This is a genomic window from Acidocella sp. (assembly GCF_028687955.1).
Lineage (GTDB): Bacteria > Pseudomonadota > Alphaproteobacteria > Acetobacterales > Acetobacteraceae > Acidocella.
Genome location: NZ_JAQTZC010000028.1, coordinates 12,251 through 26,566 on the forward strand (window position 1 = coordinate 12,251; position 14,316 = coordinate 26,566).

At 63.1% G+C, this 14,316-nt stretch carries 14 protein-coding genes and 1 tRNA gene; 5 read left to right on the plus strand and 10 right to left on the minus strand.

All coding sequences use genetic code 11. From position 1 onward, the window contains the following. Positions 1-59 precede the first annotated feature (59 nt). On the plus strand, positions 60-1,118 hold the full coding sequence (locus PHE40_RS05505; protein ID WP_299959186.1) for a hypothetical protein: 1,059 nt from the start codon (positions 60-62) through the stop codon (positions 1,116-1,118). Here the strand turns inward: PHE40_RS05505 and PHE40_RS05510 are convergent. Both PHE40_RS05510 and PHE40_RS05515 read right to left on the minus strand, forming a co-directional pair. Next, the gene (locus PHE40_RS05510) at positions 1,115-1,549 is read right to left on the minus strand and encodes a GNAT family N-acetyltransferase (protein WP_299959189.1); all 435 of its coding nucleotides are present in this window, start codon (positions 1,547-1,549) and stop codon (positions 1,115-1,117) included. The two genes, PHE40_RS05505 and PHE40_RS05510, sit on opposite strands and share 4 nt — an antisense overlap. Before the next feature lie 17 nt (positions 1,550-1,566). Continuing rightward, positions 1,567-2,247, minus strand: coding sequence for a class I SAM-dependent methyltransferase (locus tag PHE40_RS05515; RefSeq protein ID WP_299959192.1), 681 nt, complete (start codon positions 2,245-2,247; stop codon positions 1,567-1,569). Between the two features lie 101 nt (positions 2,248-2,348). Between PHE40_RS05515 and PHE40_RS05520 the strand changes: the two genes are divergently transcribed. After that, positions 2,349-3,128 carry a glycosyltransferase family A protein gene (locus tag PHE40_RS05520; RefSeq protein ID WP_299959217.1) on the plus strand — a complete coding sequence of 260 codons (780 nt, stop codon included), beginning with the start codon at positions 2,349-2,351 and terminating at the stop codon, positions 3,126-3,128. A gap of 9 nt (positions 3,129-3,137) precedes the next feature. Here the strand turns inward: PHE40_RS05520 and PHE40_RS05525 are convergent, their stop codons facing one another. From PHE40_RS05525 to PHE40_RS05540, 4 genes are read right to left on the minus strand one after another with little or no spacing between them, the layout of a single operon-like run. Then, positions 3,138-5,786: a valine--tRNA ligase gene (locus PHE40_RS05525; RefSeq protein WP_299959220.1), complete on the minus strand. Its 2,649-nt coding sequence runs from the start codon at positions 5,784-5,786 to the stop codon at positions 3,138-3,140. Between the two features lie 24 nt (positions 5,787-5,810). After that, a complete protein-coding gene (locus PHE40_RS05530) occupies positions 5,811-6,353 on the minus strand; it encodes a DUF2497 domain-containing protein (protein ID WP_299959195.1) in 543 nt (180 codons plus the stop codon). An 11-nt stretch (positions 6,354-6,364) separates the two neighbouring features. Continuing rightward, positions 6,365-7,858 carry a TolC family outer membrane protein gene (locus PHE40_RS05535; protein WP_299959198.1) on the minus strand — a complete coding sequence of 498 codons (1,494 nt, stop codon included), beginning with the start codon at positions 7,856-7,858 and terminating at the stop codon, positions 6,365-6,367. Between the two features lie 20 nt (positions 7,859-7,878). Then, positions 7,879-8,535: a protein-L-isoaspartate O-methyltransferase gene (locus PHE40_RS05540; protein ID WP_299959201.1), complete on the minus strand. Its 657-nt coding sequence runs from the start codon at positions 8,533-8,535 to the stop codon at positions 7,879-7,881. 136 nt (positions 8,536-8,671) lie between these two features. Here PHE40_RS05540 and PHE40_RS05545 point away from each other — a divergent pair. Then, a tRNA-Cys gene (locus PHE40_RS05545) sits at positions 8,672-8,745 on the plus strand. Between the two features lie 101 nt (positions 8,746-8,846). Then, a complete protein-coding gene (locus tag PHE40_RS05550; RefSeq protein ID WP_299959204.1) occupies positions 8,847-9,059 on the plus strand; it encodes a Flp family type IVb pilin in 213 nt (70 codons plus the stop codon). A gap of 65 nt (positions 9,060-9,124) precedes the next feature. On the opposite strand, the gene PHE40_RS05555 is transcribed toward PHE40_RS05550, so the two are convergent. Continuing rightward, positions 9,125-10,495, minus strand: a complete 1,371-nt coding sequence (locus PHE40_RS05555; RefSeq protein WP_299959206.1) for a tetratricopeptide repeat-containing glycosyltransferase family protein — start codon at positions 10,493-10,495, stop codon at positions 9,125-9,127. Further along, complete coding sequence (locus tag PHE40_RS05560) at positions 10,492-12,351, minus strand: sulfotransferase (RefSeq protein ID WP_299959209.1); 1,860 nt, start codon at positions 12,349-12,351, stop codon at positions 10,492-10,494. Before PHE40_RS05560 ends, PHE40_RS05555 begins: the two co-directional genes overlap by 4 nt. Before the next feature lie 179 nt (positions 12,352-12,530). Between PHE40_RS05560 and mbfA the strand changes: the two genes are divergently transcribed. Next, positions 12,531-13,487 carry an iron exporter MbfA gene (gene mbfA / locus PHE40_RS05565; RefSeq protein ID WP_299959211.1) on the plus strand — a complete coding sequence of 319 codons (957 nt, stop codon included), beginning with the start codon at positions 12,531-12,533 and terminating at the stop codon, positions 13,485-13,487. 11 nt (positions 13,488-13,498) lie between these two features. On the opposite strand, the gene PHE40_RS05570 is transcribed toward mbfA, so the two are convergent. Both PHE40_RS05570 and grxC read right to left on the minus strand, forming a co-directional pair. After that, entirely contained in the window at positions 13,499-13,966 is a 468-nt protein-coding gene (locus PHE40_RS05570; protein WP_299959214.1) for a DUF1178 family protein, read from the minus strand. Next, complete coding sequence (gene grxC, locus PHE40_RS05575) at positions 13,963-14,220, minus strand: glutaredoxin 3 (protein ID WP_299959223.1); 258 nt, start codon at positions 14,218-14,220, stop codon at positions 13,963-13,965. Before grxC ends, PHE40_RS05570 begins: the two co-directional genes overlap by 4 nt. Positions 14,221-14,316: the final 96 nt, after the last annotated feature.

The following is a 14,316-nucleotide window of genomic DNA, read 5'->3' on the forward strand; positions in this document are numbered from 1 at the left end:
ACCATCAGAAAAATGGCCAGAGCCCCCTTTTTTTTACAGCGCGAACACCTCGGAGCACGATGGCTATTTACAACGACGAAGAGCTGGACGCCGCGGTTGCCGCCGGGGCGCTCACACCCGAGGCCGCGGACGCCTTGCGCGCATTCGCCAGGCGGCACCGCGCCGCGCCTGATGAAGAACAATTCCGCTTGCTCAGCGGCTTCAATGATATTTTTATCTCCATCGCCATGGTGGTGTTCCTCACCGGCGCCGGATGGCTGGCCGGGAGAAGCTCCTTTCTCTTCGGCGGCGCCGCCATAACGGGGTTTTCCTGGGGGATGGCCGAATATTTCACCCGCCGCCACCGCCTCTCGCTGCCCAGCATCGTGCTGGCACTCGGCTACGGCATGGGCTGCGCCATACTCTTCGCCGCCCTCATCGCCCATGCGCTGAAGCAGGCGGATATATTTGTGCTGACCAATCTGTGGAACGCGCAGTTTGACCTGTTCACCGTTAGCGGCTTCATGACCCTGGCCTATGTGCTGCACTGGCGCCGCTTTCAGGTTCCCATCACCGCCGCGTTCATGGGCCTCACCGGGCTTGCCAGCCTGCTCGCCCTGGCGCGCATGCTCATCCCCGGCCTGCAATACGGCCAGCCGGTGCTGCACCTGCTGGGCGGGCTGGCGCTGTTCGCGCTCGCCATGCGCTGGGACATGAGCGACCGCCAGCGCGCCACACGGCGGACGGATATTGCCTTCTGGCTGCATCTGGCCGCGGCGCCGCTCATCGTCCACGCGCTGTTCCACCTGCTGGGCGTCTTCTCACCCGGCCAGAATGCTTACAGCCGCGCCGGGTTGGTGGCTGGGCTTTATCTGCTGATGACGCTGCTCGCCCTCATCATCGACCGCCGGGCCATTCTCACCGCGGCGCTGCTCTATGTGATCTATGCCATCAGCGCGCTCATCCGCACCGCCGGTTCGCCCGAGGTGAGCTTCGCCGCCGCCGGTTTTGTCATCGGCGCGGCGCTGCTGCTGCTCTCGGCCTTCTGGAATCCGGCCCGAAAATTCACTGTCGGGCTGCTGCCGGCCAAACTGCAAACCATTCTGCCGGCCACCCCAGAGCGGCCAAACCCAGCTTAAATGTATTTACGGTACTGCACGAACCCAGGCTTCTCCGCCACTTGATCATACAGGATCATCGCCTGCTTGTTGGTCTCATGCGTCATCCAATACACACGCTTGGCCTTCGCCTGCCGGGCTTTCTCGTACACCGCCTCGATCAACGCCCGGCCCACGCCCTTGCCGCGCGCCTGCGGCGCTGTAAACAAATCCTCCAGGTAGCACACATTCTCCACCTCCCAGGTATTGCGATGGAAAATATAATGCACGAGGCCGAGCAGCTTGCCATCTTCCTCAGCCACCAGGCAGTTAACCGGCTCGGCGGGGTTGAAGAAGCGGCTCCATAAAACCTCCGTGGCCGCAGCCGGAAGTTGCGTTTTGTAGAAGCTCAGATAGCCCTGCCACAGCGGGTCCCATTGCGCGCGGTCAGCCGGTTGAATTTCACGAATCATCGTCTGATTTCCTAAATTTATCCGCGCACCGCCGCCGGCGCCTTCCTGAAAATACATTTCTTGTCGAAATGCTCAACCTTCCCATCCCCGCAGGCCGCCGCGAACTCATCGAACGCCTGACAAACCCCCGGCCAAACCTCCCGGTGATAATCATCGCCGATCAGAAAACCACCAGATCTAAGCAAGGGCCACCAACTCTCGATATCAGCCTTCACGGCGCGGTAATCATGCCCGGCGTCAATATGCGCGATATCAGGCTGTATCTGCAAAAATTTCAAAGTCTCGCTGGCGTTCAGCGAATCCAGCGGCAAGGGAACAACGTAATTCTCCAGCTTGAGCGCTTTCACATTATTCATGAACTTATAGAAGAAATTCGGATAACCGTTGAGGAAGCTCAGCTGCGCGCGCAATGCGGGGTTGATCCAATGGTCCCACGAGCCCAGCCAGGTATCAACCGCGATCACTACGGCATCCAGCTCAAGCCTGCGCAAATGCTCGGCCATGAACAGGGTGGAGCCGCCCTTCCACACGCCGATTTCCACGATGATTTTCGGGCGCGCAACATCGATGGCGCGCGATAGATAAGGGTGCTGGCTGTTCCACCCCTGCGTATCCACCTGAAACAGATTTTCCGGGAAGTTGGCGAACGGATCGCCACCGGCATAAAGCCGGTCAATAATTTCCTGCCTGACCCGCATTCATGCCTCCGGGCGTTAAAATTGCGGAACCCCTCGGCAATCGTTACAATTGTTCCAACGCATCGACAAGTCCACACCCCACCCCACCGGAGAGCCCCGTGATGCAAGGTTTTTTACGCACCTACGGCGACCTCGCCCTGCAACCAACCATGGATGCCGCCGTGGTCATTCCAACCCTGCTCCGCCCCGTGTTGCGCCAGGCGCTGGAGAGCATTTTCGCGCAGAATTTCCCCGGCACCATTCAGGTGCTGCTCGGCATCGATGTCATGGAGGGGGACCTCGCCGTGCTCGACGCCGCCTGCGCGGCCCGGCCTTCGCATTGCGTGGTGCAGACGTTCTGGCCCGGCTATTCCACCGCGCGCCGCCATGGCGGCCTCACACCGCCCAGCGACGGCGGATGCATGCGCGCCGTGCTCACCTATCTGGCCAATTCGCCTTATGTTGCCTATCTTGATGACGACAACTGGTGGCACCCCGACCATCTGCGCCAGATGCGCGCCGCAACCGAGGAGGCGCAATGGGCCTTCGCGCTGCGCTGGTTTGTGCATGACCAAACCCGCCGGCCCATCTGTGTTGACACGTGGGAGTCAGTAGGCCCCGGCCAGGGCGTGTTTCAGGAGCGTTTCGGCGGCTTTGTCGACCCCAACTGCCTCATGATCAACAAGCTCGCCTGCCCGCTGGCCGCGCCGCACTGGAACATGCCCATCGCCGGAGACACCGGCTCGGCAGACCGCAGCGTCTTTGCCTTTCTGGCGCGCCACCACCAGGTGAAGGGCACCGGAAACGCCACGGTGTTTTACGAACTCAACGAAAAAGACGGGCTGCACCCCATGCGGGTGAAAATCATGGGGTCAGCCTATGAGGACGCGGGCAAGCCATAAGCCGGCTCGCTACGCGATCCGTTGCAACGCCGCATCCAGCCGCGCCACCTCGGCGGCAAAACTCTCCTGGCGTTCCCTGTGTTCTTCCAAAATCGTCTCCGGCGCGCGGCTGACGAAATCGGCATTGGCGAGTTTTTGCTCCACCTTCTGCAACTCCGCCGACGCCTTCGCGCGCGTCGCGGTCAGGCGGGCGCGCTCAGCCGCGAGGTCGATAATCCCGGCCAGCGGCAGCACGATGGTCGCCTCCCCCAGCACCGCCTGCGCCGCGCCATGGGGCACCCCCCCGGCAAGCGGACCGAACGCCGAAGCCCGCGCCATCCGCGAAATCGCCTCGAACCATTCATCCCCCCGGGCCAGCGTTTCCGGGGCCGCATCGTGCAACAAAACCGGAGATTTGACCGAGGGCGGCACATTCATCTCGGAGCGCACGGTGCGCACCTGGGAGATAAGGTCCACCACCCATTGCACTTGCGCGCGCGCCGCTTCCGGCTCATGCACGCCAACCGGCTCCGGCCAAGGCGCATTGATGAGCGAATATTGCGGCCCGTAGCCGAAATGATCCCATAATTCCTCGGTCACGAAGGGGATCAGCGGATGCATCAGCCGCAGCAAAATCCCCAGCACATAGGCCGCAACATCGTGAATCTCCGCCGCATCGCCACCGCTGAAACCGGGCTTGGCGAATTCGATGAACCAGTCGCACACATCGCCCCAGGCGAAGCGGTAGCAGGCCTGTGCGTAGTCATTCGGGCGAAAGGCATCCAGTGCTTCGGTTGCGGACCGTATCGCCGCATTGGCTTTGACCAGAATCCAGCGCGATAGCGGCAGCTTCGCATCCTCCGGGTGGAATCCCGGATTCGGCTTCACGCCGTTCATCTCCAAAAACCGCGCGGCGTTCCATATCTTGGTGATAAATCCGCGGTTGTTTTCAACAATCTTGGCGCCGAGCTTCACATCGCGCCCCTGCCCGGCCGCCGCCGCCACCGCGTAGCGCAGCGCATCCGTGCCATAAGCCTCGATCAGATTGAGCGGATCGATGACATTGCCCTTCGACTTGGACATTTTCTGTCCCTTCTCGTCGCGCACCAGGCCGTGGATATACACGGTGCGGAAGGGCACATCGCCCATGAAATGCAGCCCCATCATCATCATCCGGGCCACCCAGAAGAAGATGATGTCAAAGCCCGTCACCAGCGTGTCGGTCGGGTAGTATTTCGCAAGCTCCGGCGTCTGCTCCGGCCAACCGAGGGTTGAGAACGGCCACAGTGCCGAGGAGAACCAGGTATCCAGCACATCCTCATCCTGGGTCAGCGCCACGCCCTCGCCGGCCTGCGCCTGCGCCTGCGCCTCAGAGCGCGCCACATAAACCGCGCCATCCGGCCCATACCATGCCGGTATCCGGTGCCCCCACCACAGCTGGCGCGAGATGCACCAAGGCTGAATGTCGCGCATCCAGGCAAAAAACGTGTTCTCCCACTGCTGCGGCACGAATTTAATCGCACCACTTTCCACCGCCGCAATCGCCGGCTGCGCCAGCACACCGGCGTTACAATACCATTGCGTGGTCAGCAACGGCTCAATCGGCACGCCCGAACGGTCGCCATGCGGTACCGCATGCGGGTGGGGTTTTATCTCCGCCAGCATCTCCAGCCGCTCCAGCTCAGCCACAATCGCCTTGCGCGCGGCAAAGCGCTCCATGCCTTCAAGCCCGCGCACGAATTCCGGCATCTCGCCCAGCTCGGCCCCCAGCTCGGCCAGCGTAATCCGCCCCTGGCGGTCGAGAATCGAGGGTGTGGCCAGCCCGTGCCGCTTGCCCACCTCAAAATCGTTGAAATCATGCGCCGGGGTGATCTTCACGGCGCCCGTCCCCTTCTCAGGGTCAGCGTAGTCATCGGCGATAATTGGGATCCGCCGCCCGGTCAGCGGCAGGATCACATGCTTGCCGACCAGCCCGTAATAGCGCGCGTTTTCGCCGTGCACCGCCACGGCGGTATCGCCCAGCATGGTCTCCGGCCGCGTCGTCGCCACCACAATCTCGCCGCCGCCCTCAACCGGGTAGCGGATATGCCACAGATGCCCCTTCACATCCCTGGTCTCAACCTCAAGGTCCGAGATCGCGGTCTGCAGCGCCGGGTCCCAGTTCACCAGGCGCTTGTCCTGATATATCAGCCCTTCCTCATGCAGGCGCACGAACACCTCGCGCACCGCGACGGAAAGCCCCTCATCCATGGTGAAACGCTCACGCGCCCAGTCCGGCGAGGCGCCCAGGCGGCGCAGCTGCTGCGTAATCGCCCCGCCGGACTCTTCCTTCCACTGCCACACGCGCGCGAGAAACGTCTCGCGCCCCAGCGCCTTGCGGGTGGTCTTTTCCTTGTCCAACAGGCGCTCCACCACCATCTGCGTGGCGATGCCCGCATGGTCGGTGCCCGGCTGCCAGAGCACATCGCGCCCCTGCATGCGCCGGTAGCGCACGAAAATATCCTGCAAGGTCATGGTCAGCGCATGGCCTACATGCAGGCTGCCGGTCACATTCGGCGGTGGGATCATGATGCTGTAAGGTGCTGCTTTGCCGAGCGGCGCGGCCGCGAAGGCGCCGGATTGCTCCCAGCCGCGATAAAGCCGTGCCTCAGCCGAGGCCGGCTCGAAATGTTTATCCAACGTGGTCAAGAAAAATCCCCAGAATTATGTGCGGTCGATCACGCGTTTGATTTCTGCCCGCACAACCCGTTCAACCAGACTCGGCAACTGTGTATCCAGCCAGGCCTTCAGCACCGGCTTGATCTCTTCGCGAACCAAATCCTCGATGGTGATGCCGCCCCGGCTCACCGCCACAGCCCGCTCAGTGCTGATGCTCTGAACCAGCGAGCCGATCGTGTTCGCGATGGAACTGGAGGCCTCATCGCCAACCAAGCCTTTGGGAATTTGCACATTGTCTTCCATCAAGTCTTCCTTTCCGGTTTCCTGGAGACGCACGATGTTCTGGCCAGCCGCGGAGGGCTGATAGGTGTTACGTTCGCCCTCCCGCCCGGCCGGATGCTCCGCCGCGAGCATGGATGAATCGAGTTGCAGTACATCCTCGTCCTGGTCTTCCTCCAGGGCGTTCTGGTTCTGGTTCTCTTCCTCTTCAAGAAGAATCCGGCGGATTGACGCCTGAATCTCCTCCATAGAAGGTTCAGCACCCTCGCCGGCCGCCGGATTATTAAAATCACTCCCGTTTTCACTCATCGTGTCATCCTTTAAGGAGCGGACGAACCGGGAGGTTCATCCGCGATCACAGGTGCCGTGCCGGCGTTCAGCAAGCTGCCATCAGGCGCAATGCCCGCCTTTTGGTCGGCTCTTTCACCAGTGCCAAAACCGGCATATTCCACGGATTTATAGTATTTAAGGTCATTATACTGGTCTACGGGCAATCCAAGGTCCGTTGCTGTGAGACGGCCGATCGCCGCCGCCACAGTGTAGGAATTATTAACAAGCGTAGATATATTCTGAACCTGTTGCACCTGGGAATTCAACAATAATTGTTGAGCATTCAGCACATCGAGTGTGGTGCGCGTGCCGACCAGGTCTTCGCGCTCGGTGCCATCGAGCGCGATGGCATTGGCCTTGATCTCGGCATTGGTGCTCATGATGGCATCGCGCGAGGCCACCAGCCCCTCCCAGGCCTGCGTCGCCTGTGCATAGGCGGTCCGCTGCGCGTCCAGAATCCCGGCAAAAGCCTGCTGTTCCTTGGCCCGCGCCTGCCGGATGCCGGAATATTCCGCCCCACCCTGGTACAACGGCACCGTGAGCTGCCCCAGAACCGACCCGCCGGTGAGGCGCGTATTCGGCCCGGCCGCTCCCTGCTGGCTATAAGCCGAAGCCTGCACCGAGAGCTGCGGCAACAACGCGGAAAAGGCCACGTCCACCGCATCTTTGCTCGCGGCGTCATTAAATTCGGCGGCAATTACATTCGGGTTGTTGGCCAGCGCCGCCTTCGCCGCCTGCTCCTTGGAGGAAACCGGCAGCGCCAGCGGCTGCGGCGGCACCAGCGTTTGCGCCGGATAGTCACCCACCAGCTTGCGGAAATTCTCCTTGGCAATCTGCAAATTGCCATCCGCGATCTCAACCTGCGCCTTCGCCGCGGCAAGTGCCGCCTGCGCCTGCGCCACCGAGGTTAATGTAATCTCGCCAACATTAAACTGCTCAACCGTCGCCTTCAGCTGCTGCGCCAGAACACTCTGGTCGCTCCGGTCCAGCGCCAGCACCTGGCGGTCAGTAATCACCGTAACATAAGCACTGACCACGTCGAGAAATACCGTCTGCTCGGTTGCGAGCAACTGCGCGCGAGCGGCATAAACGCTGTTCTTGGCCTGGCGGGTAGAATCAATCACTTTGCCGCCGGAATAGATCGGCTGCGTCACCTGCACCTGGCCTACGAGCTGGCTGCGGTTCTGCGTAATCGTGGTACTGCCGTTATTGGGTTGCAGAGTATTGTTCGGCAACACCTCGGTCCCCGTCAACCGCCCCACGGTGGCGCCAACCGTCACCGTCGGCCGCCACCCGGCCAGCGCCGCCGGCACCTGCTCGTCCGTGGCGCGCAAGGCCGCGCGCTGCGCTTGCAAGGTCGCGTTATTATCATAGGCTTCGCTTAGCGCCTGGGTGAGCGTTTGCGGCCCGTCAGCCCATACGGCGCGCGGCAGCAGAACCATACCGGCGCTCATCGCAAGGCCGGCCAGAATCATGGATCGCATCGAACTAAATCCGTCCATGTTCAGAGGCTGAAAGCCGGCGCCCGGCGGAAGGCAGGCAGCACGCGCGCGGTGCAATCAAACGCCTGCACCGCCACGAATTTCCGGCCCAACGCCTCGGCGCTCACGGCCCGGCCAAGCCCCGCCGGCTCATCGCCATCGGCCAGAATGGCCACAACCCGTCCGCTTGGCGCCAGTTGAGCCGCAAAACTCTCCGGAATCGCGGGCACCGCACCTTCAATCACAATCACGTCATACGGGCCACCAGCCGGGTATCCGGCCGCCAGCGGGCCGCACACCGCCTCCACCTGCGGCGCATATTGTGCCAGCGCGCCGGTTTGCAGCCGCGTCTCCTCCTCCAGCGCCACCACCCGCGCACCGGCCGAAGCCAGCAGCGCCGCCAGATAGCCGCTGCCCGCCCCCACCACCAAAACCTCCGCCGGGTTGCGCGCCAGCGCCAGCTGCGCCAGCCGCGCGGCCAGCAGCGGCGACATCAAAAACCGCCCACCGCCAAGCTCTATGTCCGTGTCGGCGTAGGCCAGCGCCCCGGCGGGCGCAAAAGCCTCGCGCGGCAACACCCGCATGGCGTCGATCACCCTCTGGTCACTCACCTGATTCGGCCTGACCTGCCCATCCACCATATGATTGCGGGCAATATCCTGGGTGGCGGGCTGCGTCATGTTAACCTTCTCTCTCAACAGATTACATCGCCTATATAGCGGCCCCAAGCGGCATAACTCAACCACGGCGGCAGATTAGACGCGCCATGGCTTGACCGCAGGTGGCTGGCCGGGGATATACAGCGCAACGCCCCATGGTCCGGTGGCAGAGTGGTGATGTAGCGGACTGCAAATCCGCGTATGCCGGTTCGATTCCGGCCCGGACCTCCATGGCGCGAACAACATCTTGCAAACATCACTTTTGCGTGTTGCCCCCCTCGGCTTTGCCTCCAAGAGTTGCGGAACGCAGAATTATTCTTTATTTGATCTTTGTGAAATTTTTGTCATTCCATACGGACCGCCGGGGCGTAACCTCGGTCGAATACGCGATCATCGCCTCGCTAATCGCGTTGGTCATCATCTCTTCCGTCCGTTTGCTGGGCCAGGATGTCAGCGGCACATTCAGCACCGTTGGCACCGTATTCGCCGCGTCATCAACGCCACCCGCGCCACCCACGCCACCCGCGCGAACCAGCGATAACTAGACCACTATACGTTTTAATTGGCGCAGAGCGCTCAAGCTAAACGCATATCGGTTTATCCTTATAATTTAGATCGACTCCGAAACCCGCTCGATCACACCGCGCCAGTCATACGCCCGCTCCTGCCGGAACAGCCGCACCGACGGATACCAGGGCGTATCCTCGCGCCCCAGCAGCCAGCGCCAATCCGGCGCATGGGGCAGCACCAGCGCCGTGGGCACCCCGATGGCCCCCGCGATATGCGCCACCGAGGTGTCAATCGTCACAAGCCGCTCCACATACTGCAAAATCGCCATGGTGTCGGCAAAATCCACAATCTCCGGGCCGAGATTGAGCAACGGCGCACGGCCGTAATAACCGCCCACCTGGGCAATCTGCTCGCCCTTCTGCACCGTGAGAATCGCCAGATCATCGCGCGCGAACAGCGGCGCGAATTGCTCCAGCCGCATTGTCCGCTTGCGGTCGTTCTTATGTGTCGGCCGCCCGGCCCACACCAGGGCCACGCGCCGCTTGCCCTTGGGCACCAGCCGGTCCAGCCGCGCGCCCCAGCTTTCCACCAGCGCGGGGTCTGGCGCGAGATACCCCGCCGGGGGCACGTTTTGAGTGGTGATCCCCGCCAGGCGCGGCAGGCCCGAGAGCGGGATATACGCCTCAAAATCGCCGGTATCCTCCCAGCGGGTGACAATTTTCCCAATCCCGGAAATCTGCCGCAAAATCGCCGTCAGCTCGCCTGAACAGGCCAGCACCGGCTGCGGGCAGAGCAGCGCGGCCCAGGGGATTAACCGGCCGAACTGGATGCAGTCGCCAAACCCCTGGTCGCCGACAATCAACAGTTTCCCCGGCGCCAGCGGCCGTCCATCCCATTGCGGCTTGTCTGTCTTGGGCAGCATACCCTCGGCCTGCTTGAGCTTGAAGCGCCATTCATAGCTCTCCCAGCCTTCCTTCATGCGTCCGCCCAGCAGCAGCGCCTCGGCCTTCTCAAAATGCGCCTCGGCAAAATCAGGCTCCAGCACAATCGCCTGATCAGCAACCCGCACCGCCTCGTCGAGTTCCAGCCGTTCATAATGAATCAGCGCAAGGTTGAAATAGGCCCGCGCGTCCTGCGGCGCCAGCTCAACCGCCCGCCTGCCCGCGCGCAACGCATCATCCAGCCGCCCGGCACCGCGATACACCTCGCACATATTGCGTGGATAAAGTGCCACCCCAGGCGCCAGCGTCGCGGATTTTTCCATCCGCTCCACCGCCTGCGCGACCCGCCCGTTACGATACGCGATAATCCCCGCCAGATGCAGAATATGCGGATGCTCCGGCATGGCGGCCAGCATCCGGTTGGCCAGATCATCGGCCTCTGCCAGCTTATTGGCCTGCTCTAGCGCCGAGAGCCTGGCCAGCGCCTCGGCCAGCGGCACAACCTGCTTGCCCGGTTGCGCGCCGCTCACGGCCCAGCCTCCGCATAGCCGAGTTCGGCAATCCAGGGGTCCAGAATCCCCCGCACCTCGGCAAACAGCCCTGGCATCTGGCTCTGATACGCCCGGTAGCGATACACCCCGCGCGTATGCACCGCCTCGCGCCCGGCAAAATGCGCCGGAACCGGGCCAGGCGGCATGGCACCGTTCGCTCGCAACACCGCCTCGGGCGGCACTCCCCCCGGGTCCGCACCCGCAAATTCCACCACACGGCGCAGGCTGGCGGCGGTGTCATTCACCAAATCCTCATAGCGCACCGGCAGATAGCGCAACGCCAACTGGCCGCGGAAATGCCGAATCAGCGACATCACCAGCGCGTAGTGGCGCGCCAGCGCCGACATTGAAACCCCGCAATTACCCTCAAGCCGGCGGTCCTGGCCAAAGTTGGAGAGCATGACATCGAGCGGATGGCGCAATACATGAACAACCGGCGCATCCGGGAACAACAGCTTGATTAACCCGAGCTGCCAATGGTTGGAGGCTGAACGGTCGGTGACGAATTGCACCCCCGGCCGCGCCAGCCCCAACCGCTCCCGCGCGTCCTCGTAGCGCTCGCGCAACCGCGCGGGCAACGCCCAGCCATCGCCTACCAGAGAGTGATCCAGGGCCTGCGGATAACCGTGCGCCGCGCCCGCCAGCGCCGGGACCAACTCATTCAACTCCGCCACCGGGAAAAACTCATCCCCCGCCACGAACCCCGGAACCTGGCCGAGCAGCTGTTCCAGGAGGCTGCTGCCCGAACGCGCGAAGCCCAGCAGAAACACCGGCTGGCGGGCTGGCGCCGCCGCCGCGCGGGGCAGCGGCTGCAACCGCTCGGCGGTGAAATACGCCTTGCAGGCCGCCGCTTTGGCCGCGAATTCCTCCGCCTGATATTGCTGGCCATGCCGCTCGCGCTGGAGCCGTTTCGCGGTTGAATAATGCTGCACCGCCTCCACCGGCTGGCCGAGCCGCGCCAACGCCTGCCCGCGCGTGCAAAGCTCCGCCGCCATCAGGGCCTCAGGCGCATCGGAAAGCCGCGCCAGCACCGCTGCGGCATCGCCTAGGGCCAGATCCGCCATCGCCCGCAACAGCCGCAGCGTGCGGTCATCGGGCCAGCGGCCCAGCCCATCATCGAGCAGGCGCAGCGCCTTTTCCCGGTTGCCGCGTGCGAATTCCACCTGCGCATAACCGCCCTGGCCGCGCCGGTTGTCCGGCCGCAACGCCAGCGCGTTGTCGTAAATCGCCGCGGCTTCGTCCAGCCGCCCCTGCAACTTCAAATTCCACGCCAGATTCGCCAGCACCACCCCGTCATCTCGCCCCAGCGCATCCAGGGCCCGGCGATAATGCCCCTCACCAGCCTGCAGCGCGCCGGTCTCGGTCAGCACCACACCCAGCACATGCTGCGCGGTGGCATCCCTGGGGGCTGCCATCACCGCCTCGGCGGCGGGCGGGCGGGCCTGCGCATAACGCCCCTGCCCCACATAAAACTGCGCCAGCAGCAAATTTGCCGCCGTGCGCACCGCCGGCGCACCGGGCAGGGCCGCCAGCCGCACCGCCAGCGCCTCTTCCGCCGTACCGCGCTTCTGCGCTTTGCGGATCTCATAGAGCACCCGCAGCGCTGGGCGCAGGTTCGGCGCCAGATCCAGCAGTTTCAGCGCCAGCGTTTCTGCTTCAGCGTATTTTTTCTCATTGAAAAGCCTAACCGCCTCCTGCCCCTGGGCATCCAGCGCATCAACCGCCTCAGCCCCCGGCCAAGCGGTTATATCGGCATCGCAACACCGCACCCGGCGCAGTCCGCTCCCGCAATGGCATAAAACAACATCCAATTCTTGTTGCATCCCCGTGTTCATGCCAGCCCGCCTCCCGCCCATATTACCCGCTTTACTCGCTGCGGCAACGCTGCGCGCATCCTCGCTAAAGACAAGAAAATTCAACCACTTCCGCCAATGCAAGGCATTCGCAAATACGGCAAATCCCTTGACCGGACCACCATCGGCGACCACATTGGCGCAATTGTAAGGAGGCTTTCATGCGCGATTTCTCACAGCTTTCCGAACGTGAGGTCCTGGCGCTCGCCATCGGCGCCGAGGAAGAGGACGGCCGTATTTATAACGACGTCGCCGAACGCCTGCGCGAGGAATACCCAGCCTCGGCGCGGATGTTCCTCGACATGGCGTCCGAGGAAAACGGACACCGGCACAAGCTGCTAAACCTCTACCGCGAAAAATTCGGGGAGCACATTCCGCTCATCCGCCGGCAGGACGTGCGCGGCTTTCTCACCCGCAAGCCGGTCTGGCAGCTGCCCAAGCCCAGCATCGACGACATCCGCAGCCTCGTGGAAAGCATGGAAGCCGAAACCCAGCGCTTCTACCGCCTCGCCGCCTCCCGCGCGACCGATGTTTCCATCCGCAAGCTCCTCGGCGACCTCGCCGAGGCCGAAGTTGAGCACGAACACCGCGCCGATCAACTTTCCGCCAAAAACCTGCCCGATAAAACCCGCCGCGCCGAGGACCTCCACGCCGAACGCGCCTTCATGCTGCAATACATTCAGCCCGGCCTGGTCGGGCTGATGGATGGTTCCGTCTCCACCCTGGCCCCCATTTTCGCAGCCGCCTTCTCAACCGGCCATCCGCATGCCGCCTTCATCGTCGGCGCCGCCGCCTCGCTGGGGGCTGGCATCTCCATGGGTTTCGCCGAAGCCCTCTCCGACGACGGCAGCCTGACCGGCCGTGGCACCCCCTATATCCGCGGCATCGTCACCGGGTTGATGACAACCCTGGGCGGCATCGGCCATACCTTGCCCTTCCTCATCCCCAGCCTGCACATGGCGCTACTCGTCGCCTTCTGCGTGGTCGCGGTCGAGCTCACCCTCATTTCCTGGATCCGCTGGAAATTCATGGATACTTCGCCCATCCGCGCCACATTGCAGGTGGCGCTGGGCGGCGCGCTGGTGTTTGCAACCGGCGTGCTCATCGGCGCCGGTTAGGGGCGCCTGCTTCAGCTATCCGTGCGCGGCACCCAGGGGATGCGCGCAATGCCGATCCCTTCCTCGGCCAGCGCCTCAGCTTCCTCATCGCTGCTTTCGCCATAAATGCCGCGCGGCGGCGCTTCGCCATGGTGAATCCGCCGCGCCTCCTCGGCAAAGTCATCGCCCACATAGTCGCAGTTCTTTTCTACCTCGGCGCGCAGCTTGCTCAGCGCCGCGCGCACCGCATCGGGGATCACACCGCCCGCCGCTGGTTGCACCGGCTCCGGCGTGTGCTGGCGCGGGGCTTCCACCTCCACGGCCTTGCCTCGGCCCTTGCGGAGAATACCCGGCGCCATCAGCACGCGCTCCACCTTGGTGCCGCTGCAAACCGGGCAAGAGATCAACCCGCGCTTGGCCTGCCGTTCAAAGGCCTCGCTATCCTTGAACCAGCCGTCAAACTCATGCGCCCCGGCGCAATGCAGCTGATAGTGGATCATTTTCCGAGCAGGGCATCCAGCCTGCCGGCGCGCTCCAGCGCATAGATGTCATCGCAGCCGCCAACAGGCTTCCCGTCAATGAAGATCTGCGGCACCGATGTCTTTCCGCCAGAGCGTTCGCGCGCCTGCACCCGCGCCGCCGAACCACCCGGCGCGTCAATCTCGGTAAACGCAACGCCCTTCTGTTGCAGCAGCGCCTTGGCGCGCACGCAATAGGGGCAAAAATCCTGGGTATAAATTTCTATGTGAGGCATCCGTTTCATCTAGCCGAGCATTTGGCTTATGCAAGTGCTTTTTATACCAGCCCGCCAAGAGCTTGACTCTCTGGGTTTGGTGGCGGGCTGGTATAA

Excerpts from the sequence above, each read along its gene's own strand:
- PHE40_RS05505 (WP_299959186.1), top strand. The coding sequence starts at position 60 with ATGGCTATTTACAACGACGAAGAGCTGGACGCCGCGGTTGCCGCCGGG.
- PHE40_RS05510 (WP_299959189.1), bottom strand. The coding sequence starts at position 1,549 with ATGATTCGTGAAATTCAACCGGCTGACCGCGCGCAATGGGACCCGCTG.
- PHE40_RS05515 (WP_299959192.1), bottom strand. The coding sequence starts at position 2,247 with ATGCGGGTCAGGCAGGAAATTATTGACCGGCTTTATGCCGGTGGCGAT.
- PHE40_RS05520 (WP_299959217.1), top strand. The coding sequence starts at position 2,349 with ATGCAAGGTTTTTTACGCACCTACGGCGACCTCGCCCTGCAACCAACC.
- PHE40_RS05530 (WP_299959195.1), bottom strand. The coding sequence starts at position 6,353 with ATGAGTGAAAACGGGAGTGATTTTAATAATCCGGCGGCCGGCGAGGGT.
- PHE40_RS05535 (WP_299959198.1), bottom strand. The coding sequence starts at position 7,858 with ATGCGATCCATGATTCTGGCCGGCCTTGCGATGAGCGCCGGTATGGTT.
- PHE40_RS05540 (WP_299959201.1), bottom strand. The coding sequence starts at position 8,535 with ATGACGCAGCCCGCCACCCAGGATATTGCCCGCAATCATATGGTGGAT.
- PHE40_RS05560 (WP_299959209.1), bottom strand. The coding sequence starts at position 12,351 with ATGAACACGGGGATGCAACAAGAATTGGATGTTGTTTTATGCCATTGC.
- mbfA (WP_299959211.1), top strand. The coding sequence starts at position 12,531 with ATGCGCGATTTCTCACAGCTTTCCGAACGTGAGGTCCTGGCGCTCGCC.
- PHE40_RS05570 (WP_299959214.1), bottom strand. The coding sequence starts at position 13,966 with ATGATCCACTATCAGCTGCATTGCGCCGGGGCGCATGAGTTTGACGGC.
- grxC (WP_299959223.1), bottom strand. The coding sequence starts at position 14,220 with ATGCCTCACATAGAAATTTATACCCAGGATTTTTGCCCCTATTGCGTG.